Consider the following 23,266-nt stretch of genomic DNA (forward strand, 5'->3'; position numbering starts at 1 on the left):
CTTACTACTGTTGATGCTCCTGGTGTTGCTGTTTTAGGTGCTTTGGGAATTACCACAGCATCACTCATATCTGACGTGGTTTCCCTTGTTGTAAAAGTATTTCCATATGCATCTCTAGGAGGTATTCCACCCTGTGCAATATTTTTAACGGTAATTCGATCATTTTCTCTCAGTGCACTAGTTGGTGTCCACGTTGCCTGTCCATTTGTTGCATTTACTACAGTTTGCTTTTGCCCATTAAGATAAAATTCAACTTTGCTTATAGATGTATTCGCAACTGTTGCTGTAACAACTGGCTTTTTTCCTTCTGCATTTACTAAATCAGCAACACTTACAGTTGGCTTTTTAGGTTTGACGGTTATTGGAATTTTTAAAGTTGTGATTTCTGAGTTACTATTTTTATTATTGAGTATGTGAACATGCAAATCGTAAGTCCCAATCATATCATTCGGAATTTGACCTACTAATTTCACATTGCTTCCACCATCAAACGGTGCAATACCATCTCTATATTTGTTAGTATACTCAATCCTTGGTCCAGTATTAGGGGTTGTAGTGATATTTATATCTCGACTAGAAATGACACTCTTATCATATCTAACTTTAATAATAACCTTCTTGCCATATCCTAATTCTTCACCAGCAACTAAACTAGATAAATCTGCGCCATCTGTTTCATATCTAAAATTTGCATTGTTTGGTGCAGCTCGTAGTCCACTACCTTCAGGTAAAGTAATCCCATTCAAGATATGATTATGTCCTGCGATATTCCTATCATTTGGCTCAGTATTTTGGGCTTTCTTCCCTACTGTTTCTTTACCATTTGTTGTATCTAGTTTAGGAGTGTTTTCCTCTAGTGGTTTATGAGTCATTTTCACACGTCTTAAACTACTGTTTTTGTAATTAACTAACTCTTTATATACCGAATTAACTTCCTCTTGATTTTTAGCAATTGTTAATACTTCTTTAGCTTTTGCAACTTTTTCTTTTAAGCCCTTTACTGAATCCTCAGTGTATTTTCCTGGATTCAATTTGTCAATTTCTTTTAAAAGCGTTTCTAATTCGGTTTTATTAATGAACACTTTCTCGTCTTTGACATCTTTTACAGATTTTTTGATTTCTGCAGTCTGATTAACAAGTGTCACAGCATTCTCTGATACTTCAAACTCTTTTTTATCTTGAACTTTAGAACCAGATCTATCTTCCTTGTTAGAAGCTTTATCTTCAGTCTTAGAGTGAAGTTGACGTACTTGCTCTGTAAGAAATTGAACTCGACTTACTTGACTTGCAATCGCTTCCTCAGAAATATTTTCTCCATTAAGTAAACGGTTATTTTCATCGGTTAATTGAATAAGTTGATTAGATAAACTTACTAAACTTTCCTCGTCTACTTTTGCAATCGCAGCTTGAAGTTCACTAATAGCCTGAACGAGAGGAGACTTATCCACTAGCTTCTGAGCAACTGGTGTTTTATCACCCACTACTTCCTCTTTTGATTTCTCTATAGGATTCTCTTTAGGTGGAACTCCTTCTGTCAGTTCCGTAACACCAACATTTACCTTTTCAGTATTCGCCGTAGCAGGTGATACTGGTAAAGTGTCTGCCTTAACCGCACCATTTGCAAAAAACATTAATGCTGCTACAGCAACACTTGCAGCACCAAAATGATACTTACGAATAGAATAACGGAATACCTTTTCTCCGTTCACTTCACGATATGATTTTCTCATCTAATCGCCTCTCTCTTATTTTTATTTTTGAGGTACTAAAAAATACCCACCCTTAAATATTTTAGGAATTTAAGGAAAGGATACGTTTTTTAATTTTGGGTACCACACTTGTTTTAAAAACATAGTACACTTTCTATTTTACATCTTTCTTAGAAAAATTAACAGTATAACCCATATATTTTTTCTAATTTAGCATTTAATTTTAGCAAGTATATATACTTTTTTTCCTAATCTTCTATTACATTAGACAGGAAACACAACAAGACCTCCGCTATATCGAGGAGGCCTTGGATCAGCTCGGTTATTTGGTAAAGGATTAGAAAATTTTCTTTTCCCAATCGTCTTCTGTACGGCGAGGGTAGAAAAATTCAGATTTGTCAGGAGCTTCCATCATCTCCATCAAAGGTAGCATATCATAGGCCAGATCCAAGTTTGGAATCTGGTCTTTTTGCACCCAAGAAACTTCTCCTTCTTCTGAAGAGCGAAGAGTACCAGAGAACTCAGTCGCTTTATAACAAATGACAATATAGCGCCCACCTGTATCTAGTGGCCAATTTTTAATGCCGACAAGTTGAGGATTTTGGATAGTCAATCCTGTTTCTTCATAGATTTCACGAATGACAGACTCTGCGAAAGACTCGCCATTTTCTACATGACCTCCAGGAAAGGCATAACCTGACCAGCGATTGGTTTCAGGAGCGCGATACTGCATAACCACGCGCTGGGTTTCTAGATCTTCAATCAGACAAATATTTGTTAAAATCGTTAATTGGGAACGGGACATATTTTCTCCTTCTATGATTTGGTTAATACTTTTGTCATATTTAAAATTATATTTATTAGACTTTGCCTAATATACTCAAAAATAGCTCCTACAAAAAATAATAAAAGTGTTACTATCAAAATAATAATAGCAAACATAAATAATTCTTTCCCATCAATTAAGAAATTTATGCTAGGTAGAATTCTCCTGAAAATAAGAGGATGAACATGAAATAGATAAACCCCCAATGTAAGCGGAGATAAAACTAGAACTATTTTTTCAAGTGAAGGTGGAATGTTTTTTATATTTAAGCATAATAAAAATATCAATATTCCTTGAAGAGTCACTGTCGGTGAACTATAACTCCTCCACTGTTCATAATTAAAGAAGTACAATACAAAGGTTAGACTTGTTAATAATAATATCCCAAAAATAACTTTCCATGATTGAAAATAACTTTCATACTTAAATTTTCTGATTATAGCACCCACTATATAGAGTAATATCATCCATAGAACACTATAACCTCTCCATATTCCTAATGAATCTTGTTTGAAAATTGTAGGAATAATAGAGAAATATATAAATCCTCCTATTATTATCTGAATCAATAATTCTTTCTTCATTGTTAAAATTGCCTGATTTAATATTGGTGCTATTAATATCAAGCCAAAATAACAACTCATATACCAATACTGACCATTACTGATTGGGGTTAAGGCATAAAACCATTCAGTTGGAGTTACAGATAATTTTGAAAACACTGCAAAAGTCAATGTAATTGATATAGTATAAAAAATAATTTGTAACCAAAACTTAGACATTTTTTTATAACTAAACTGTGAATATAGACCCACGTAACCACTAATTAAAATAAAAATATTGACAGCTGGATAAGAAAAAGCTTCTAAGATATTAGCAAGAAAATAATATATATCTTTTTGATTCCCGACTTTATCTAAGACTCCTCCAATACCTAAAACATGCAAATTACAAATCATCAACATAGCTATAATTCTACAGCATTCAATCCCTATATATCTTGTTTTATTTGTTACCATATCTTCCTTATCTATTATCCTATAATGTTTGTTAATCCAACGCCCTAACTTCCAGCATCATATCACGAATCTGAGCTGCGAGTTCAAAGTCAAGTACTTCGACGGCTTCTTGCATTTGTTTTTCTAGTTTCTTGACGAGTTCTTTGCGCTCTTGTTTGTTGAGACTATTGATATCGACTTCCTTGTCTTCTTCCTTAGCAACTGCCTTGGTCACGGCAATCAGATCACGGATTTCTTTCTTGATTGTCTGAGGCACAATACCGTGTTCTTCATTATAGGCCATCTGGATTTTGCGACGACGGGCAGTTTCATCGATAGCACGTTGCATAGACTGGGTCACAGTGTCCGCATACATAATGACATGTCCCTCACTATTACGAGCAGCACGACCAATGGTCTGGATGAGTCCACGCTCGTTTCGAAGGAAACCTTCCTTGTCAGCATCGAGAATCGCTACGAGGCTCACTTCAGGAACGTCAATCCCCTCACGGAGCAGGTTGATTCCGACCAAGACGTCAAAGACACCCAAGCGTAGGTCACGAATTATCTCCGTCCTCTCCAAGGTCTTGATATCCGAGTGCATGTACTTAACCTTGATACCCATTTCCTTGAAGTAGTCGGTTAAGTCCTCTGCCATTTTCTTGGTCAAGGTAGTGATAAAGGTTCGTTCGTTCTTTTCAACACGGGCATTAATTTCACCTAAGAGGTCATCAATCTGTCCCATAGTCGGACGGACTTCCACCTCAGGATCCAAAAGACCTGTTGGTCGAATGATTTGCTCAATCACTGTCTCGGTCTGTTCATTTTCATAATCACCTGGTGTCGCTGAAACGTAGACAATCTGATGTACATGACTTTCAAACTCCTCACGACGGAGAGGACGATTGTCAAGAGCAGACGGCAAACGGAAACCATAATTGACCAGCATTTCCTTACGAGAACGATCTCCATTGTACATGCCTTTGATTTGTCCCATGGTCATGTGGCTCTCATCAATCATAATTAAGAAATCATCTGGGAAGAAGTCGAGCAGCGTATAAGGAGGCTCTCCTTCACTCCGTCCATCCATGTGACGTGAATAGTTTTCAACCCCGTTGGTATAGCCCATCTCACGCAGCATTTCGATATCGTACTCTGTCCGTTGTTTCAAGCGCTGGGCTTCAAGCAGTTTGCCTTCTTTCTCAAAGATAGCTAACTGATCCTCTAACTCTGCTTGAATTTTAGCAATGGCAACTTCCATGTGGTCGTCATTGGTCACAAAGTGAGTGGCCGGGAAAATCGCCAAATGATCCACTTCTCCCAACACCTGACCTGTCAAAGCTTCAACTTCACGAATACGGTCGATTTCATCTCCAAAGAACTCCACTCGAAAAGCATGTTCATCTCGGGAAGCGGGAAAAATCTCCACCACATCCCCCCGCACACGAAACCTTCCGCGTTGGAAATCAATATCATTTCGCTCAAACTGAATATCGACCAAGTCATTTAAGAGTTTATCACGAGAAATTTCAAGACCTGGACGGAGACTAACGACACTATCAGCGTATTCCTTGGGCGAACCCAAACCATAGATACAGGAGACAGAGGCTACGACAATAACATCATTTCGCTCCAAAAGGGCTGAAGTCGCTGAGTGACGAAGTTTGTCAATCTCATCATTGACAGAGCTGTCCTTTTCAATATAGGTGTCGCTAGAAGGGACATAGGCCTCAGGTTGGTAATAATCATAGTAAGACACAAAGTACTCAACTGCATTTTCAGGGAAAAATTCCTTAAACTCCCCATAGAGCTGGCCTGCTAGAGTCTTATTGTGAGCGATGACCAGTGTTGGTTTATTAACTTTAGAAATGACCTGACTCATGGTATAGGTCTTCCCTGTACCAGTCGCCCCCATCAGAATCTGAGCTTTTTCTCCCCCCTCGATATTATCAACCAACTGCTCAATAGCTTGAGGTTGGTCTCCTGAAGGTTGATATTTTGATACTAGTTTAAATTGATTATCTGTAATGCGATTGATCATAAGAATCCTCTCTCGATGTGCTATTCCTATTTTAGCATACTTGTAGCATTTTCACGAAGAAAAGGACAGACCGAAGTCACATCCTTTCATTTTCTTTTTTTAATTGATAGACGAGGTAGAGAATCAGCAGTAGCAAGACTAGACTTGTCATGATAGAACCTTCAATTCCAAAAGATTCACCTGACAGCCAGTCTTGATTGCCTTGTGGTAAAAAGGTCATCAAAGACGTTCCTGACTGCTGACCACTAACTAAAATCCCAAAGAGATTTCCCTGAGCAAAATTCCAGGCTCCATGAATACCTGCTACACCCCAAACTGTATCTGTTTTAAGAAGGTAAAGTGACATGGCAACTCCGAATAAAAAGAGATTCACTAGAGATAGAGGTGTTAGACCAGAATTTCCCACATGAAGCAGGGTGAAAAGTACGCTAGATATAAGAATAGCCAGTTTTAGATTGGTTCTTGAGGCCAATTGAGGAAGGAGCCAAGCACGGGCTACCACTTCTTCTGTTGTCCCCTGTAAAATCCAAAATGGGATAGTAAAGACGACAAAGACAAGCGAGTAAAGATTCAAGTGAATGGATTCCAAACGATATTGCCCCAAGGCTACTAAACCTAACAAATTAAGAAGAAAAAGTGCCAAACCTAGACCAAAGCCTTTAAGAAGATTGCTGAGGAAATTCTCTCTATAAAATCCCAAGGTTCGAATAGGTCTTTTCTCAACTTTTCTAGTCCATCTGAACACAGTGTTGAGAATGAAACCAAAGGCCAGTAAATCTAAAATTAAATGAAAGTCACTTGATTTATCCGTCAAGCTCGCATGCAAAGTCTGCAAGTAGGTTGCAAGATTTTGACCAGTCTCTCCAAAATTTCTAGCAAGTCCGATAAGAGCTAACAAACTAATACCATACAGAGTATAAGCCACAAACTCTCCTATAAAGACAAAAACAAAGGCTAACAAGGGGCTTGTGTAAATGTTTAAACTCATTTTTGAAGCTTGGAAGTCTTTAAATATTCTTTTGTTCTTCATATCCCTGTCCTCTTTTCTTCTATATATACTATTATTATAGCACTTTTTAATAGCAATTCAAGAAAGAAAAGAAAAAACAATGTTACATTTTCTGACACAGAAATATAAAAATTTGCCTTTTTTTACTTTTTCTGATATAATGGGAAAATATTCGGAAAAGGAGACTAAAAATGAAGAAAAAATTTCTAGCATTTTTGCTAATTTTATTCCCAATTTTCTCATTAGGTATTGCGAAAGCAGAAACTATTAAGATTGTTTCTGATACCGCCTATGCACCTTTTGAGTTTAAAGATTCAGATCAAACTTATAAAGGAATTGATGTTGACATTATCAATAAAGTCGCTGAGATTAAAGGATGGAACATTCAGATGTCCTATCCTGGATTTGACGCAGCGGTAAATGCGGTTCAAGCTGGCCAAGCTGACGCTATCATGGCAGGGATGACAAAGACGAAAGAACGTGAAAAAGTCTTCACCATGTCTGATACTTACTATGATACAAAAGTTGTCATTGCAACTACAAAGGCACACAAGATTAGCAAGTACGACCAATTGTCTGGCAAAACCGTTGGTGTTAAAAACGGAACTGCCGCTCAACGTTTTCTTGAAACAATCAAAGATAAATATGGCTTTACTATTAAAACATTTGACACTAGTGATTTGATGAACAACAGCTTGAGTGCTGGTGCCATCGATGCCATGATGGATGACAAACCTGTTATCGAATATGCCATCAACCAAGGTCAAGACCTCCATATTGAAATGGATGGGGAAGCTGTAGGAAGTTTTGCTTTCGGTGTTAAAAAAGGAAGCAAATACGAGCACCTAGTTACTGAATTTAACCAAGCCTTGGCTGAAATGAAAAAAGATGGTAGTCTTGATAAAATCATCAAGAAATGGACTGCGTCATCATCTTCAGCAGTGCCAACTACAACTACTCTTGCAGGCTTAAAAGCCATTCCTGTTAAAGCTAAATACATTATTGCCAGCGATTCTTCTTTTGCACCTTTTGTTTTCCAAAATTCAAGCAACCAATTTACTGGTATTGATATGGAATTGATTAAGGCAATCGCTAAGGACCAAGGTTTTGAAATTGAAATTACTAACCCAGGTTTTGATGCAGCTATCAGCGCTGTCCAAGCTGGTCAAGCAGATGGTATCATTGCTGGTATGTCTGTTACAGATGCTCGTAAGGCAACTTTTGACTTCTCAGAATCATACTACACTGCCAATACTATCCTTGGTGTCAAAGAATCAAGCACCATTGCTTCTTATGAAGATTTAAAAGGAAAGACAGTCGGTGTTAAAAACGGAACTGCTTCTCAAACCTTCCTAACAGAAAATCAAAGTAAATACGGCTACAAAATTAAAACCTTTGCTGATGGTTCTTCAATGTATGACAGTTTAAATACTGGAGCCATTGAAGCCGTTATGGATGATGAGCCTGTTCTAAAATATTCTATCAGCCAAGGACAAAAATTGAAAACACCTATCGCTGGAACTCCAATCGGTGAAACAGCCTTTGCTGTTAAAAAAGGAGCAAATCCAGAACTGATTCAAATGTTCAACAACGGACTTGCAAACCTCAAAGCAAACGGTGAATTTCAAAAGATTCTTGATAAGTACCTAGCTAGCGAATCTTCATCTGCTTCAACAAGCACTGTTGATGAGACAACTATCTGGGGCTTGCTCCAAAACAACTACAAACAACTCCTTAGCGGGCTTGGTATCACCCTTGCTCTAGCTCTTATCTCATTTGCTATTGCCATTGTTATCGGGATTATCTTCGGTATGTTTAGCGTTAGCCCCTACAAATCTCTTCGCGTGATCTCTGAGATTTTCGTTGACGTTATCCGTGGTATTCCATTGATGATTCTTGCAGCCTTCATCTTCTGGGGAATTCCAAACTTCATCGAATCTATGACAGGGCAACAAAGCCCAATTAATGACTTCGTAGCTGGTACTATTGCCCTCTCACTCAACGCAGCAGCTTATATCGCTGAAATCGTTCGTGGTGGTATTCAGGCCGTTCCAGTTGGCCAAATGGAAGCCAGCCGAAGCTTGGGTATCTCTTATGGAAAAACCATGCGTAAGATTATCTTGCCACAAGCAACTAAATTGATGTTGCCAAACTTTGTTAACCAATTCGTTATCGCACTTAAAGATACAACCATCGTATCTGCTATCGGTTTGGTGGAACTCTTCCAAACTGGTAAGATTATCATCGCCCGTAACTACCAAAGTTTCAAGATGTATGCAATCCTTGCTATCTTCTATCTTGTAATTATCACACTTTTGACTAGACTAGCGAAACGCTTAGAAAAGAGGATTCGTTAATGGCAAAATTAAAAATTGATGTAAATGATTTACATAAGCAATATGGAAAAAATAAGGTCCTAAAAGGAATTACGACTAAGTTCTATGAAGGAGATGTTGTTTGTATCATCGGTCCTTCAGGTTCTGGTAAGTCGACCTTCCTCCGTAGCCTCAATCTTCTAGAAGAAGTTACGAGCGGTCACATCACTGTGAACGGCTATGACTTAACTGAAAAAACAACCAACGTTGACCACGTCCGTGAAAATATCGGTATGGTGTTCCAACACTTCAACCTCTTCCCACACATGTCCGTATTGGACAACATTACCTTTGCTCCAATTGAGCACAAGTTGATGACTAAGGAAGAAGCTGAGAAATTGGGAATGGAATTGCTTGAAAAGGTTGGGCTAGCAGATAAAGCTAATGCTAACCCAGATAGCCTATCAGGTGGTCAAAAACAACGTGTGGCCATCGCTCGTGGACTAGCAATGAATCCAGACATCATGCTCTTTGATGAACCAACTTCAGCCCTTGACCCTGAGATGGTCGGAGACGTACTGAACGTTATGAAGGAATTGGCTGAGCAAGGTATGACCATGATTATCGTAACCCATGAGATGGGATTTGCCCGTCAGGTTGCCAACCGCGTTATCTTTACTGCAGACGGTGAATTCCTAGAAGACGGAACACCTGATCAAATCTTTGATAACCCTCAACACCCACGTCTGAAAGAGTTCTTGGACAAGGTCTTAAACGTCTAAACGCAAACTGTAAGGATTTCCTTGCAGTTTTTTTCTATCTCGTATTGGATTTTTTGATTTTTCGGAAAATTATGTTAGAATTAAGTTTATGAAATGAGATTTCCTCATACCTAGCAAGACTAGGAATAAAAATAGAAATTAGGTAGCTAGATGTCATCTAAGGTTATTGTTACAATTTTCGGTGCGAGTGGAGACCTGGCTAAACGCAAGCTCTACCCTTCCCTTTTTAGACTATATAAATCCGGCAATCTTTCCGAGCACTTTGCAGTCATCGGAACTGCCCGTCGTCCTTGGAGCAAGGAATATTTTGAATCTGTTGTTGTCGAATCTATCCTTGATTTGGCAGATAGTACCGAACAGGCTCAGGAGTTCGCTAGCCACTTCTACTATCAAAGTCATGATGTCAATGATACAGAACACTACATTGCTTTGCGTCAATTGCAGGCTGAACTAAATGACAAGTACCAAGCTGAACACAACAAGCTCTTCTTCTTGTCTATGGCACCTCAGTTCTTTGGAACTATCGCAAAACACCTCAAGTCTGAAAACATTGTGGATGGTAAAGGTTTTGAGCGCTTAATCGTTGAAAAACCATTTGGTACAGATTACGCAACTGCAAGCAAGTTGAATGACGAACTCCTAGCAACATTTGACGAAGAACAAATTTTCCGTATTGACCATTATCTTGGTAAGGAAATGATTCAAAGTATCTTTGCAGTTCGCTTTGCAAACCTGATTTTTGAAAATGTTTGGAACAAGGACTTTATCGATAATGTTCAAATTACCTTTGCAGAGCGCTTGGGGGTAGAAGAACGAGGTGGATACTATGACCAATCTGGTGCCCTCCGTGACATGGTACAAAACCATACTTTGCAACTGCTTTCGCTCCTCGCCATGGACAAGCCAGCCAGCTTCACTAAAGACGAGATTCGTGCTGAAAAGATTAAGGTCTTTAAAAACCTCTATCATCCAACTGATGAAGAGCTTAAAGAACACTTTATCCGTGGTCAATACCGTTCAGGTAAGATTGATGGCATGAAATACATTTCTTATCGTAGCGAGCCAAATGTAAATCCAGAATCTACAACTGAAACCTTTGCATCTGGTGCCTTCTTTGTAGACAGCGATCGCTTCCGTGGTGTTCCTTTCTTCTTCCGTACTGGTAAACGTCTGACTGAAAAAGGAACTCATGTCAACATCGTCTTTAAACAAATGGATTCTATCTTTGGAGAACCACTTGCTCCAAACATTTTGACCATCTATATCCAACCAACAGAAGGTTTCTCTCTTAGCCTAAATGGTAAGCAGGTGGGAGAAGAATTTAACTTGGCTCCTAACTCACTTGATTACCGTACAGATGCGACCGCAACTGGTGCTTCTCCAGAACCATACGAAAAATTAATCTATGATGTCTTAAATAACAACTCAACTAACTTTAGCCACTGGGATGAAGTTGGTGCGTCATGGAAATTGATTGACCGTATCGAAGAACTCTGGGCTGAAAATGGTGCCCCACTTCATGACTATAAAGCTGGAAGCATGGGACCTCAAGCAAGCTTTGACTTACTTGAAAAATTCGGTGCCAAATGGACTTGGCAACCAGACATCGCCTATCGTCAAGATGGTCGTTTAGAATAAAAAAAAATCCTGCAAGTTTGTATCTTGCAGGATTTTTGCTTTTGATTAGATTAAGCCTTCTAAGAGACCCTTCATAAAGTTTTCTGAGTTAAACTCTCCAATATCATCGATTTTTTCACCAAAACCAATCAATTTTACAGGAATATTGAGTTCTTCACGGATGGCTAGAACAACACCACCTCGAGCTGTTCCGTCAATCTTAGTCAAGATAATTCCTGTCAAAGGAGTAATTTTCGAAAATTCTTTGGCCTGTACAAGAGCATTTTGACCTGTTGATGCATCAAGTGCTAAGAAGGTTTCATGGGGTGCTTCTGGGACAACACGTTTAATGATGCGACCAATCTTTTCCAACTCAGCCATGAGGTTGTCCTTATTTTGCAGACGACCAGCGGTATCAATCATGAGAATATCGATACCTTCAGCTACAGCACGTTCCATACCATCAAAGACTACACTAGCTGGGTCAGCTTTTTCAGGTCCAGTCACTACTGGAACATCTACGCGTCGACCCCATTCAGCTAGCTGGGCTACTGCCCCTGCACGGAAGGTATCTGCCGCAACCAACATAACCTTCTTACCAGCTTGTTTATAGCGGTGAGCTAGTTTTCCGATAGAAGTTGTTTTCCCAACGCCATTAACCCCAACAAAGAGCATGACTGTCAAGCCGTCTTGGAAATGGATAGTTTCATCGTAGTTGCCATCCTTTTCATAAAGCTCAACCAATTTCTCAATGATGACGCGACGAAGGGCGTCAGGTTTCTTGGCGTTTTCAAGCTTGGCTTCGTAGCGTAGCTCCTCAGTTAAGTTAGAAGCGACTTGGACACCAACGTCACTCATGATCAGTAATTCTTCCAGTTCCTCGAAAAATTCTTCGTCAACAGAGCGAAAATTGGCAAAGAAGGCATTCAAGCGAGCACCGAATCCTGTACGAGTTTTCTTAAGACTGCGGTCATATTTTTCCTGAACAGTTTCTTCTACCTGAGGCCTTTCTGGTTCAAGAACTTCAGAACTATTTTCTTCTACAGATTCTTCAAGCTCAGGATTCTCTTCCTCTGGGACTTCTTCTGAGTTTGGCAATTCTTCTGCTTGTTGAACTTCTACAACAGGCTCTGAATCCTTACTTTCTTCAACTGTGTCTTGGATTTCCTCTTCTTGGAGCACAGCTTCTTCAGCAACCTCTGCTTCTTCTTGAGAAACTTCCTCAGTTTCTGTAAGGGTAGGTTCAGTATCTTCAGATAAATCAAGATTTTCCAGAGCTTCTTTTACAACTTCTTCGATTTTAGGTTCTTCTTTTTTTCCGAATAGACGGTCAAACAATCCCATATCTTAGTTCTCCTTTAGCACATATTCTTCGATAGCCCAGGCGACAGCTTCCTCATCATTGGTCATTGGAGTTACCACATTTGCAACCGCCTTGACTTCAGGAACAGCGTTTTGCATGGCAACACCGAGCCCTGCCCATTCAATCATAGAAAGGTCATTGGCTTCATCACCACAGGCCATGACTTGACTTTGATCAATTCCCAGATGGCTGATTAGTTTGGCCAAACCGGTTGCTTTGTGTACATTCTTTGGTGACCACTCTAGCAACATTTCACGTGATTTAAAGATTTCATATTGGTCAAACAACTCTGGAGAAATCTTCTGAATAGCTGCATCCAAGGGTTCTTGAGCAAAGGCTGTCACACACTTATTGTAAGTCATTTGACTAGATAGGTCTTCAAAGTCCACTGGAACAAAGGTCAATGCTGGGTTGAATTTGGCATAAAGACTTTCTTGGTCCGATTGGATTTGATAAACTGTTCCTTCTGAGATGGCATCAAGAGGCAGTGATAATTTCTCTGTTTCCTCATACAAGCGTGCCACATCATCATATGAAAAGACTGTTTTATCAAGGATTTCACCTGTATTTTTCTGAACCAAACCACCATTAAAAGTAATGGTATACTCATCTTCGTGACCGTCAGTCCCTAGCTCATGGAGAAAGAAATCCATAGCTTTTAAGGGACGACCAGTTGTTAATACGACCTTGATGCCACGATCACGCGCTGCTTTCAAGGTTGCCTTAGTACGATCCGTCAGCTTTTTATCAGTAGTCAGCAAGGTCCCATCCAAGTCCAATGCAATCAATTTTATATCTGCCATTATAAGCCCTCCATATAAGCTATAACCGACTGGTCCTTATGGTGACCAATCACAGTCTCTGCTAATTCTAAAATTTCTGGTCGTGCATTTTCAGGAGCTACAGGATGTCCCACAACCTGCATCATATGCAAGTCATTTAGATTGTCTCCAAAAGCCATAACCTGATCCATTGTGATGCCAAGTTTTTTAGACAATTCAACAATAGCCACACCCTTATCGACATAGTCCAGAACAATATCAATAGATTCAAAACCAGTTGTCATAGCCTTAACACCAGGAACATGTTCATTAACCCAAGCTTCCCCAGCTTCCAGCGTTTCTTCTGTGAAGTTGGTTGTAAATTTGAAAATGTCATCTGTAATATCTTCTAGACTCGCTACTTTTTGGATATTTTCATTATAGTGCTGACTCACTTTTAAATAAGTCTCATCAACCGTATCTAGCACATAAGAGCCCTTCTTGCCCGTCAAGAGCAATTTATTGATGTCTACATAAGGTGAAGTTTTCAGCTTTTCAAAAGTCGTCAGATAAAAGTCACGAGACATAGTCGCTTCATACAAGTCCTGACCTCGATATTCGACCAAACTGCCATTTTCCGCGATGAAAATAATGTCATCACGAACATCAGCAAATAATTTTTCTAGAGACAGAAATCCCCGACCCGAAGCTACCGCAAAGTAAATCCCTTTTTCCTTGTAGGAAGTCAAAAGAGACTTGAGGCGGTCCATATCAAAACGCCCATTCTCATCTAGGAAGGTACCGTCCATATCTGTTGCTACTAGTTTAATCATAAATTCTTCATACTCCAATTAATAAATCTATCTTATATTATACCATAGAAAAAGCAAATAGCGCCTAATCCATTTGAGATTAGACGCTTGATAAACTTCCGACTTTATCACTTAATTTTTATCCAATACAGCTTAACCCTTTGGTATATCTGGATTTTTTCTAAATTCCCAAACTAACTTCCACCGCCAATAAAAGTTGAAATTAATCTAATAAAAATCGAAAAACAAGGACGAGATACCCATCTTTCAGAATTGTCTTAAAGGTTTCTTCATAATTTATAAGTGGTTGGATTTAATTCATAAGTAATGAACTTTCTGTTTTTCTTAAAAATACACAAAGATATAGTTGCTTGCCCCATAAACGGATCCAACACAACATCACCTTCAAGAGAATAAATATCAATAAGTTGATTGACAATTTGTTCTGGAAAAGCTGGTGGTCTTGTAGAATAATCCCAAGGTATACTCCAAGGTATATCCCAAATGCAGTCAATAAATTTAGTGTCTTCAATGTTTCTATCCCACACTATAAATTCTGACTTTTTCTTAAAAATCAAAATGTATTCATAGTTATTTAGAATCAAAGACTCATTATTCGAATAACTTGAAGGATATTTTTTAACTTGATTTTTGATATATGAAGTATTATTCAAATTCCATATTATTGTCCCTTCAATATAGAAATTAAGCTCTGCAAAGAATTTTTCAATTTCATGTTTGATATCGTAATACATATTTTGATTTTTCTGCTAATTTCTACAGAACTGCAAATATTGATGCAAATTGTTCCTGTTTCTTTTAATATTTTACTACATTTTTCCCAAACATTATTTAGACTCTAAATATCTCCTTTATATGTTTCTGTTAACCCAATCTAATTATCATGTTTATAATCAACTAAATTAAAATATGGTGGAGAAGTGATTATTAAATCAACAGAATCATTTTCGACATCTTCCATAGCTCTGGAATCACCTAAATAAGCCTTATTCTCTGTTTTCATATTTTTTACTCCTTTTAGTTTTTTCTATTAACAAATACGAGATTAATATCATTATAATCATAAAACAAGAAATCAATAAGATAGTTGTTCTCATGTTAAATATTTGAATTCCTACACCAATTATCGGATTTACCAACATTGTAACAAGACTAATTGAAAAGGATAGTACTGATATAACTGTTGCTCTTGAATTGTCATCAACCCAAAGATGTAACATCTCCATGATAATAGGATCAAGAATATCTATGATAACGTACAACAGTAGAAGACTAAATATAAATGTGGCATTGAAAGGTAAAATTTGAAAAATAATGGAAATCATTAGTATCAATGATAGCAGCATAATTAATTTAGAAACTCTTACTTTTGATATTTTATAAGCTTGAGTTGCTACTATGCCACCAATGATACTATAAATCATAAACATAGCTCCATTAATAGATGTAGAAAATCCTATTTTAGAAAAATAATCTGGTAATAAAGCAAACACTGCGTTAATTGCTGAGACAATAACCGTAGTAAAAGCGATCATGAAAAGAATTTTAGTAGATTTTAGCAACCTATGAAAAACTGAAAATAATTCTTTAAATTTCGGAACACCATTTTGATTAAGATCTTCTATAGCGTGTTTCTGATTATCTGGAATAGATATGATGATTATCATTGAACCTATAAGTGTAAAAGACTGTATAAAATATGGTAAATATCTTGTAATGCTATATAAACCACCTCCTATAAATGTAGCAATCCCCAAAGTCAGAGCGCTGATTAATTGTAACTTTCCTCGTATTTTCCCATAACTCTCCTCCTTGCCTTCACTTCTTAGAGATTCAAAAAACAAGGCATCATCAGCTCCACTTAATAAAGCATTTCCTACTCCTTCTAAAACAAATGCACCTAGTATAACATAGTCCTTCATTAGCAAGATTGATGAAAGAGTTAATAATGGAGTAATTGATAACAGAACTAGTCCCAATAGAACAATTTTCTTCTTACTAAATCTATCTCCTAAAATTCCGTAGGGAACCTCTGAAACTAATTGTGAAAATAGAAAAATAGATTGAAAAAATGCAAATTGTACTAAAGATAATCCCAAAAACTGGACAATAAAGATAACATTTACTATTCTAGTAAATCGTAAATTTGTAAAAATGATATATAGATAATATTTTAACTCTGATGAAATTTTCTTCATACTCGGACTTCCTTTCCGTTTTTATTTATTGTACAATAAATAAAAACGGATTTAATTTTTGTTGGGAAAATGGGAAATTATGAAATCAAAACTTGGCATCACACTTAGAAAAGTTCGTAAAGGAAAACAAATTAGTCTATGCTCTGTAGCAGATGAACATCTTTCAAAATCTCAAATATCTAGATTCGAACGTGGGGAATCAGAGATATCTTGTATTCGACTTATCAATATTTTAGACAAATTACACATTACTTTAGATGAGTTTCTTATTTTACATGATGAAGATTATACTAATACTGAATTATTCGCTAATTTGGTTCAATATATTCGTAAGCAATATTCATCACAAAACATCAATAATATAGCCGCTCTACTTTCTGACTCATCACATTACACTTTAAATTCGTTCGAGAAAACAATGATAAAATCCATTCTACATACAATGGATTCCAGCATTATTCCATCAAATAAAGAATTACTTCAATTGACAGATTATCTCTTCAAAGTTGAAAAATGGGGTTACTATGAAATCACTTTATTAGGTAACTGTGTACGAACAATAAACTACAACTCCTACTTCCTATTAACAAAGGAAATGTTGAACAATTACATCTACTCTTCATTGAATAAAACAAATAAGCGAATTGTCACTCAACTGGCCATCAATTGTCTAATCCTGAGCATAGGTAAAGAAGAATTTTCAAACTGTACTTATCTAATCTCCGAGATAAAAGCATTATTAGATAATGAATTAAACTTTTATGAACAGACAGTTTTTCTCTATGCAACTGGTTACTTTGAATTTAAACGTCATTCAGATAGCGGAATTGAAAAAATGAAACAGGCCATACAAGTGCTTGATATTTTAGGAGAAGACAAGTTAAAATTACACTATACTAGCCATTTCTATAAACTGGTAAACAAAGAATAGATGAAATGATTCTCTACCATTTAACATTTTACAAATCAAGGGTGTCTCCATAAACTCACAACATCTCTAATGATTTTACCCTGATAGCAATAGACAGTTAAAAAGCCCTGAAATCAGCTAAATTTCAAGGCTTTCTTTATATGCTATTGTATCAATTTCCTTATCCCGATTTCTGTTGCTACTAGTTTAATTGTCATCCTTCAATACTTTCTAAATCTTTTAACTTAACCGAAACAATTTTTGAGACACCTGACTCTTGCATGGTCACTCCATAGATAGAATCAGCCGCTGCCATGGTTCCCTTACGGTGGGTTACGACGATGAACTGGCTGTCCTTGTCAAAGCGGTTGAGGTAATCCCCAAAACGCTTAACATTAGCTTCGTCCAGCGCAGCTTCTACCTCATCCAAGATGACAAAAGGAATGGTCTTGACACGAATAATGGAGAAAAGCAAAGCAAGAGCTGATAAGGCTTTTTCACCACCACTCATGAGGTTAAGAGACTGGATTTTCTTACCTGGAGGTTGAACAGAAATCTCAACCCCAGCTGTCAGCAGGTCTCCTTCAGTCAAAATGAGGTCCGCTTGACCTCCGCCAAACATCTGTTTGAAGGTCACTTTAAAGGACTCACGAATAGCTTCAAACGTTGATTTAAAGCGTTCCTTTACCTCATCATTCATCTCTGTGATGGTTTCAAGAAGCAGATTTTTCGCTGACAAAATATCATCTCGCTGGCTATTTAGGAAATCCAAACGGTTGTGGACTTCTTCGTACTGGTCAATAGCATCCAAATTGACAGGACCCAGTGAGCGAATAGCCTTCTCTAATTCCTGCACCTCTTGCTCTGCCAGATTGAGGTTTTTCAATTCATGTGCCTTTTCTAGTGCTTCAGTATAGCTAATCTGATACTGGTCTGTTAATTGACTTTGTAAATGGCGTAAGCGCTCGCTGACCTTTTCTTTCTTAGCTTCAGCACGTGTTTGCTTGCGAATCCACTCTTCATTCTGCTGGCGAGCCTGATCCAAATGACTAGCAATATCATCCAGTTGACCTTCAATATCATCCAACTCAAACTGCTTGCGAATTAAACCTTGTTGGAGGTTTGTTTTCTGAGTTTTAGCTTCTTCGGCCTGCTGACTGAGTAAATCCGTATCAACTTTCTCAAGATTGTCAACCTTTTCTTGAAGAAGGCGCTGAATTTCCTCTTGCTCGATATCTAAATTGTCCAATTCCTTGCCTAAACGTTCAATATCTGCAACTCCATAACGTTTTTGTCCTTGCAGTTCTGTCTTAAGCAAGCGAGCTTGCGCTACCTCTTCCTGCAAGTTTTGATAACGTTCTTGAATGGCATTTTTGTTAGACTTAATCTCTTCAATCTCAGTTTCCAGATTTTGCTTGTCACTGGCGATTGTAGTAAGGCGCTCTTGGCATTTTTCCTTATCTGCTTGCCAATCTCCATCAGAAAGACGATCTAATTCCTCTTCTTGGAGTTTCCAAAGAGTATCTAGCTCTTCAACTTGCTGGCTGGTCTGCTGATAAGCGAGGGACAAGCCTTGCTCCTGAATACGAGCCTGCTCTCCTTGAGATTTGATAACTTCTAATGATTCGGTCAATCTAGCCATCTGGTCTTGCAAGGTCTTCAAACTCGACTCTTCTGAACGCAAGCTTGCTTCTTCTTCAGCAATTTCTTTTTGTAATTGCTCCAGTTCTGGCTTGATGAAGATGCTGTTGTTCTGGCGATTGGCTCCACCTGCGTAAGAACCACCTGTGCGCAACTCTGTACCGTCCAAAGTCACCATACGAACCTGATAACGAACTTGTCGAGCAGCTGCACGCGCATGTTCCACGCTATCAAAAATAGCTGTTGTAGCTAGCAAGTTCTTGAAAATAGCTTCCACCCTATTATCGAATGTCACCAACTCATCTGCCATGCCCAGAAATCCTGGACTTGCAGCGATAGCATCTTGGTTCTGACTAGAAATCGTACGCGCCTTGATCGTTGTCAAAGGAAGAAAGGTTGCACGACCGGCTCTGTTTCGTTTGAGGAAATCAATAGCTTTGGTTGCCGACTCTTCATCTTCTACGATGATGTGCTGGCTACTTGCCCCTAATGCAATTTCTAAGGCAGTTTGATAATGCACATCAAAGGTCAGGTGCTCACTGACTGCACCAATAATTCCACCAAGACGGTCTTTTTCTTGTAGAACACTCTTGACACCTGCATAAAAGTTACTGTGATTTCTAAGGATATTTTCCAAACTTTGAGCTCTAGCCTGCTTGTTTTTGAGATTATCCAGACGGTCAAAGAGTTGACTTTGTTGAGCTTGATAGGAAGCTTTCTGTTCCTCTTGCTCCTTGGCAATAGCTTGGTAGTCGGCCAATAATTTTTGAACCTGCTCCTTGGCAGTTTCAAGCTCCGCCTTTTGCTGCCTAGCTTTCTCTTTAACTGTAGCCAGCTGTTCTTTGAGCTTTTCTAGTTGATCTGCTTGTTTTTGAGAAAGCTGACGACTAGTTTCCAACTCATTCTCGATGCGGGTCAGTTGATTTGAGACATCGGCTTCTTCTTGTAGAAGAGCCACAAAGCGTTCACGTAAGAGCTCAATCATCTGATCAGGATCATCTGAAAAAGCTAGCAATTCAGCTTCTAAACGATTGAGTTTTTGATTATTTTTGACTAGATTTTCCTCTAACAGAGTTAAAGAGCTTTCTTTATCAGATTTTTCTTGACTTAGTAAATTTCTCTTATCCTCCAAAGCAGCCAAACGAGCTTGTGCTTCCTGTTGATTCAGGGCTACTTGCTCAAATTCTAATTTCGATAGGGCTAATTTTCTCTCTAAATCACTAATCAGACTAGCCAAGTCCATCAAACTGCCCTGATCTTTGGTCATTTCAGCTTGTAAATCTTGGCGTTGCTTTTTAAGAGTTTGGTTTTCTTCTTCTAATTTTTCACGCTTTTGGTAATAGCTAGTTAAGAGTTCCTGAACCTGTGCCAACTCTTCTGCTGTCGAGTCTAGTTCAGCCTTATTTTCCTTGATTTGAGCAACAAGGACATCCAAGTAAATAGCCTTGCGTTTACCTTCCAAATCTAGAAACTTACGGGTATTTTCAGCTTGCTTCTCAAGAGGCTTGATTTGATTATCCAACTCGTAGATAATATCTTCTAGACGATCCAGATTATCCTGAGTTTGCTGCAGTTTACTCTCAGTTTCTTTTCTGCGAGTTTTGTATTTTAAAACTCCAGCAGCTTCTTCAAAAATAGCTCTGCGTTCCTCAGGCTTGGAGTTGAAAATCTCCTCAACCTTCCCTTGGGAAATGATGGAGAAGGAATCTCGTCCCAAACCTGTATCCAAGAAAAGATCATGAATATCACGCAGACGGACTTTCTTACCGTCAATCTTGTATTCGCTATCTCCGCTACGATAGATATGGCGTTCTACCCTGATTTCTTGACCAGCGTCCTTGATAAATCCGTCATGATTATCCAAAGTCACAACTACAGAAGCATAATTGAGCGGTTTGCGACTTTCTGTTCCAGCAAAAATGACGTCCGGCATCTTGCCCCCACGGAGACTCTTAACACTTGACTCCCCCAAAGCCCAACGCAGACTTTCTGTAATATTGGATTTTCCAGATCCATTGGGTCCAACAACTGCCGTCACACCTTGGTCAAAAACGACCTTGGTCTTGTCAGCAAAAGACTTGAATCCCTGAATTTCGATTTCCTTTAAATACATGAATCCAGCCCTTTCTCAACGGCATTTTTGGCAGCTTCTTGCTCTGCTAATTTCTTAGAACGACCTTGACCTTGACCAATGCTCTTGCCTTCAACAAGAACCTCTACATCAAAGACCTTATCATGGGCAGGACCCGTTTCAGAAATCACCTGATAACGAATAGCCACATCTCCATTGACCTGAAGTAACTCTTGGAGATGGGTTTTGTAGTCTGTAATCATCTCAAATTCGCCAGCTTCTACTTTTGGAATCATGACTTGATAGATAAATTCCTTGACCTTGGCCACATCCTTGTCCAAAAGGAGGGCACCAAGAAAGGCTTCAAAGGCATCACCAAGAATGGTGTCACGATTTCGTCCACCAGACTTTTCTTCCCCCTTACCCAGCTTGATAAATTGATCAAACTGGCAATCACGCGCAAAACCAGCCAAACTCTCCTCGCGGACAATCATGGCACGGAGTTTAGACAAGTCCCCCTCAGGCTTTTTAGGATATTTTTTATACAGATATTCTGAAATCAATAACTGTAGAACAGCGTCTCCTAAAAATTCCAAGCGCTCATTGTGTGAAATTTTTAAGAGGCGGTGCTCATTGGCATAACTCGTATGAGTAAACGCAGTCTCCAGTAAATTTTTGTCTGCAAATTCGATTGCAAAATGGTTCTTTAGTACAGTTTGTAATTCTTTCATACCAACCTCTTTCTAACTGATAACAGTCCTTTTTATTATATCAAAAAAAGCCCCCTGAGTCACTTTAAAACGGGACTGGAAAGCATTTGGGAATTCTTTAAAAAGAGATTTTCAATTTTAAGGGCCAATTTAGGGCTGTGTAAAGAAAAAAGCCCTATTAAAGGCTTTTTTAGGATGTTTACATCCACCCTGAGGGAATCGAACCCCCATCTCAAGAACCGGAATCTTACGTGATATCCATTACACTAAGGGTGGAAACTTGTTTTATTATAACAGAAATTTGCTCTAATAACAAGTTTTTTTCTAGACGGATAGCCCATCTTAGTGGGAAGCATCCCCATTCCAGATTGAGTTTTTCACGATAACATAATCAACGTGTTTAAGGTCAGCAACCTGACGTCCACCTGCATAAGAAATAGCACTTTGAAGGTCTTGTTCCATCTCAGTTAAAGTGTCTTGCAGATGACCTTTGGCAGGAAGCAAGATACGTTTGCCTTCCACATTTTTGTAAGCACCTTTTTGATATTGTGAGGCTGAACCATAATATTCTTTGAACTGTTCACCATCGACTTCAATCGTTTTCCCTGGACTTTCGATGTGTCCTGCAAAGAGGGAACCAATCATAACCATGCTGGCACCGAAACGGATAGACTTAGCAATATCACCGTGAGTGCGAATCCCTCCATCAGCGATAATCGGTTTACGTGCAGCCTTAGCACACCAGCGTAGAGCAGCCAACTGCCAACCACCTGTACCAAAACCAGTCTTAACCTTGGTAATACAAACCTTACCAGGACCGATTCCGACTTTAGTAGCATCCGCACCAGCATTTTCCAATTCGCGCACCGCTTCTGGTGTTCCTACATTTCCAGCAATGACAAAGGTATCTGGCAATTCTTTCTTTATGTGTTGAATCATAGAAATCACGCTATCCGCATGACCATGAGCAATGTCAATCGTGATGTATTCTGGAGCGTCAGCCTTGAGCTGGCTAACAAACTCATATTCATAGTCCTTAACACCGACAGAAATGGAAGCAATGAGCCCTTGATCGTGCATGCGTTTAATAAAAGGAATGCGTCCTGCCTCATCAAAACGATGCATAATGTAGAAGTAACCCCCTTTAGCCAGTTGCTCTGCTACATTTTCATCCAAAATCGTCTGCATATTAGCTGGCACAACAGGTAGTTTAAAGGTGTGATTTCCTAGAGTGACACTTGTATCTGCTTCTGCACGGCTTTTAATCACACATTTATTTGGAATCAATTGAATATCTTCGTAATCAAAAATTGGAAATTCATTTAACATATCGATGTCTCGTTTCTTTTGTAATGACCTACCTATGCTTGCGCATCACTACGCCTTTTCCGGCGTATCCTTAATTAATTATAAATCAAAGTACAGTTTTTGTCAAATAATTTTATAAATTAAAATATAATGTTCGGATTTTGCTGTATAAAT

General features: G+C 38.5%; 18 protein-coding genes, 1 tRNA gene and 1 pseudogene. 5 read left to right on the forward strand and 15 right to left on the reverse strand.

From position 1 onward, the window contains the following. Window positions 1-1,730 (reverse strand): YSIRK-type signal peptide-containing protein (locus O3636_RS09385; protein WP_371642847.1); only part of this gene is annotated, 1,730 nt, incomplete at its 3' end. A 248-nt stretch (window positions 1,731-1,978) separates the two neighbouring features. On the opposite strand from O3636_RS09385, the pseudogene O3636_RS09390 reads away from it, so the two are divergent. Continuing rightward, window positions 1,979-2,050 (forward strand): annotated as a pseudogene (locus tag O3636_RS09390) (DNA-binding transcriptional regulator); the annotation flags it as partial. On the opposite strand, the gene O3636_RS09395 reads toward O3636_RS09390, so the two are convergent. From O3636_RS09395 to O3636_RS09410, 4 genes are all read right to left on the reverse strand, one after another. Continuing rightward, on the reverse strand, window positions 2,047-2,514 hold the full coding sequence (locus O3636_RS09395; RefSeq protein WP_371642849.1) for an 8-oxo-dGTP diphosphatase: 468 nt from the start codon (window positions 2,512-2,514) through the stop codon (window positions 2,047-2,049). The pseudogene O3636_RS09390 and the gene O3636_RS09395 sit on opposite strands and share 4 nt — an antisense overlap. Window positions 2,515-2,525: 11 nt before the next feature. Then, entirely contained in the window at window positions 2,526-3,554 is a 1,029-nt protein-coding gene (locus tag O3636_RS09400; RefSeq protein ID WP_000258405.1) for an acyltransferase, read from the reverse strand. A 31-nt stretch (window positions 3,555-3,585) separates the two neighbouring features. Beyond that, complete coding sequence (uvrB, locus tag O3636_RS09405) at window positions 3,586-5,574, reverse strand: excinuclease ABC subunit UvrB (RefSeq protein ID WP_371642850.1); 1,989 nt, start codon at window positions 5,572-5,574, stop codon at window positions 3,586-3,588. A gap of 76 nt (window positions 5,575-5,650) precedes the next feature. Next, on the reverse strand, window positions 5,651-6,604 hold the full coding sequence (locus O3636_RS09410; protein WP_371642852.1) for a CPBP family intramembrane glutamic endopeptidase: 954 nt from the start codon (window positions 6,602-6,604) through the stop codon (window positions 5,651-5,653). 170 nt (window positions 6,605-6,774) lie between these two features. On the opposite strand from O3636_RS09410, the gene O3636_RS09415 reads away from it, so the two are divergent. From O3636_RS09415 to zwf, 3 genes are all read left to right on the forward strand, one after another. Then, entirely contained in the window at window positions 6,775-8,940 is a 2,166-nt protein-coding gene (locus O3636_RS09415; RefSeq protein WP_261021605.1) for an ABC transporter substrate-binding protein/permease, read from the forward strand. After that, the gene (locus O3636_RS09420; protein ID WP_001096324.1) at window positions 8,940-9,680 is read left to right on the forward strand and encodes an amino acid ABC transporter ATP-binding protein; all 741 of its coding nucleotides are present in this window, start codon (window positions 8,940-8,942) and stop codon (window positions 9,678-9,680) included. The genes O3636_RS09415 and O3636_RS09420 overlap by 1 nt, the downstream gene beginning before the upstream one ends. Before the next feature lie 150 nt (window positions 9,681-9,830). Further along, a complete protein-coding gene (zwf, locus tag O3636_RS09425) occupies window positions 9,831-11,318 on the forward strand; it encodes a glucose-6-phosphate dehydrogenase (RefSeq protein ID WP_049501794.1) in 1,488 nt (495 codons plus the stop codon). A gap of 45 nt (window positions 11,319-11,363) precedes the next feature. On the opposite strand, the gene ftsY is transcribed toward zwf, so the two are convergent. From ftsY to O3636_RS09455, 6 genes are all read right to left on the reverse strand, one after another. Continuing rightward, window positions 11,364-12,641, reverse strand: a complete 1,278-nt coding sequence (ftsY, locus tag O3636_RS09430) for a signal recognition particle-docking protein FtsY (protein ID WP_371642854.1) — start codon at window positions 12,639-12,641, stop codon at window positions 11,364-11,366. Window positions 12,642-12,644: 3 nt separating this feature from the next. Then, window positions 12,645-13,463 carry a Cof-type HAD-IIB family hydrolase gene (locus tag O3636_RS09435; protein ID WP_000763411.1) on the reverse strand — a complete coding sequence of 273 codons (819 nt, stop codon included), beginning with the start codon at window positions 13,461-13,463 and terminating at the stop codon, window positions 12,645-12,647. Then, entirely contained in the window at window positions 13,463-14,254 is a 792-nt protein-coding gene (locus O3636_RS09440) for a Cof-type HAD-IIB family hydrolase (protein ID WP_371642856.1), read from the reverse strand. Before O3636_RS09440 ends, O3636_RS09435 begins: the two co-directional genes overlap by 1 nt. 269 nt (window positions 14,255-14,523) lie before the next feature. Then, window positions 14,524-14,988, reverse strand: a complete 465-nt coding sequence (locus O3636_RS09445) for a DNA methyltransferase (protein ID WP_371642858.1) — start codon at window positions 14,986-14,988, stop codon at window positions 14,524-14,526. Between the two features lie 140 nt (window positions 14,989-15,128). Continuing rightward, the gene (locus O3636_RS09450) at window positions 15,129-15,257 is read right to left on the reverse strand and encodes a hypothetical protein (RefSeq protein ID WP_283956869.1); all 129 of its coding nucleotides are present in this window, start codon (window positions 15,255-15,257) and stop codon (window positions 15,129-15,131) included. Next, window positions 15,241-16,452 (reverse strand): MFS transporter, encoded by a 1,212-nt coding sequence (locus tag O3636_RS09455; protein ID WP_371642860.1) that lies wholly within the window; start codon window positions 16,450-16,452, stop codon window positions 15,241-15,243. The genes O3636_RS09450 and O3636_RS09455 overlap by 17 nt, the downstream gene beginning before the upstream one ends. 79 nt (window positions 16,453-16,531) lie before the next feature. Between O3636_RS09455 and O3636_RS09460 the strand changes: the two genes are divergently transcribed. Further along, window positions 16,532-17,383: an Rgg/GadR/MutR family transcriptional regulator gene (locus tag O3636_RS09460; protein WP_371642862.1), complete on the forward strand. Its 852-nt coding sequence runs from the start codon at window positions 16,532-16,534 to the stop codon at window positions 17,381-17,383. A 193-nt stretch (window positions 17,384-17,576) separates the two neighbouring features. Here O3636_RS09460 and smc read toward each other — a convergent pair whose 3' ends face one another. The 4 genes from smc to O3636_RS09480 form a co-directional block, all read right to left on the reverse strand. Further along, on the reverse strand, window positions 17,577-21,116 hold the full coding sequence (gene smc, locus O3636_RS09465) for a chromosome segregation protein SMC (RefSeq protein ID WP_371642864.1): 3,540 nt from the start codon (window positions 21,114-21,116) through the stop codon (window positions 17,577-17,579). Beyond that, window positions 21,107-21,805, reverse strand: a complete 699-nt coding sequence (gene rnc, locus O3636_RS09470) for a ribonuclease III (RefSeq protein ID WP_000661487.1) — start codon at window positions 21,803-21,805, stop codon at window positions 21,107-21,109. Before rnc ends, smc begins: the two co-directional genes overlap by 10 nt. A 183-nt stretch (window positions 21,806-21,988) precedes the next feature. Further along, window positions 21,989-22,060, reverse strand: a tRNA-Arg gene (locus O3636_RS09475). 66 nt (window positions 22,061-22,126) lie between these two features. Further along, window positions 22,127-23,113: a GMP reductase gene (locus tag O3636_RS09480; protein ID WP_000931173.1), complete on the reverse strand. Its 987-nt coding sequence runs from the start codon at window positions 23,111-23,113 to the stop codon at window positions 22,127-22,129. Window positions 23,114-23,266: the final 153 nt, after the last annotated feature.

Origin of the sequence: Streptococcus sp. 27098_8_76 (assembly GCF_041432315.1) — a bacterium.
GTDB lineage: Bacteria > Bacillota > Bacilli > Lactobacillales > Streptococcaceae > Streptococcus.

Excerpts from the sequence above, each read along its gene's own strand:
- O3636_RS09395 (WP_371642849.1), bottom strand. The coding sequence starts at position 2,514 with ATGTCCCGTTCCCAATTAACGATTTTAACAAATATTTGTCTGATTGAA.
- O3636_RS09400 (WP_000258405.1), bottom strand. The coding sequence starts at position 3,554 with ATGGTAACAAATAAAACAAGATATATAGGGATTGAATGCTGTAGAATT.
- uvrB (WP_371642850.1), bottom strand. The coding sequence starts at position 5,574 with ATGATCAATCGCATTACAGATAATCAATTTAAACTAGTATCAAAATAT.
- O3636_RS09410 (WP_371642852.1), bottom strand. The coding sequence starts at position 6,604 with ATGAAGAACAAAAGAATATTTAAAGACTTCCAAGCTTCAAAAATGAGT.
- O3636_RS09415 (WP_261021605.1), top strand. The coding sequence starts at position 6,775 with ATGAAGAAAAAATTTCTAGCATTTTTGCTAATTTTATTCCCAATTTTC.
- O3636_RS09420 (WP_001096324.1), top strand. The coding sequence starts at position 8,940 with ATGGCAAAATTAAAAATTGATGTAAATGATTTACATAAGCAATATGGA.
- zwf (WP_049501794.1), top strand. The coding sequence starts at position 9,831 with ATGTCATCTAAGGTTATTGTTACAATTTTCGGTGCGAGTGGAGACCTG.
- ftsY (WP_371642854.1), bottom strand. The coding sequence starts at position 12,641 with ATGGGATTGTTTGACCGTCTATTCGGAAAAAAAGAAGAACCTAAAATC.
- O3636_RS09435 (WP_000763411.1), bottom strand. The coding sequence starts at position 13,463 with ATGGCAGATATAAAATTGATTGCATTGGACTTGGATGGGACCTTGCTG.
- O3636_RS09440 (WP_371642856.1), bottom strand. The coding sequence starts at position 14,254 with ATGATTAAACTAGTAGCAACAGATATGGACGGTACCTTCCTAGATGAG.
- O3636_RS09445 (WP_371642858.1), bottom strand. The coding sequence starts at position 14,988 with ATGTATTACGATATCAAACATGAAATTGAAAAATTCTTTGCAGAGCTT.
- O3636_RS09450 (WP_283956869.1), bottom strand. The coding sequence starts at position 15,257 with ATGAAAACAGAGAATAAGGCTTATTTAGGTGATTCCAGAGCTATGGAA.
- O3636_RS09455 (WP_371642860.1), bottom strand. The coding sequence starts at position 16,452 with ATGAAGAAAATTTCATCAGAGTTAAAATATTATCTATATATCATTTTT.
- O3636_RS09460 (WP_371642862.1), top strand. The coding sequence starts at position 16,532 with ATGAAATCAAAACTTGGCATCACACTTAGAAAAGTTCGTAAAGGAAAA.
- smc (WP_371642864.1), bottom strand. The coding sequence starts at position 21,116 with ATGTATTTAAAGGAAATCGAAATTCAGGGATTCAAGTCTTTTGCTGAC.
- rnc (WP_000661487.1), bottom strand. The coding sequence starts at position 21,805 with ATGAAAGAATTACAAACTGTACTAAAGAACCATTTTGCAATCGAATTT.
- O3636_RS09480 (WP_000931173.1), bottom strand. The coding sequence starts at position 23,113 with ATGTTAAATGAATTTCCAATTTTTGATTACGAAGATATTCAATTGATT.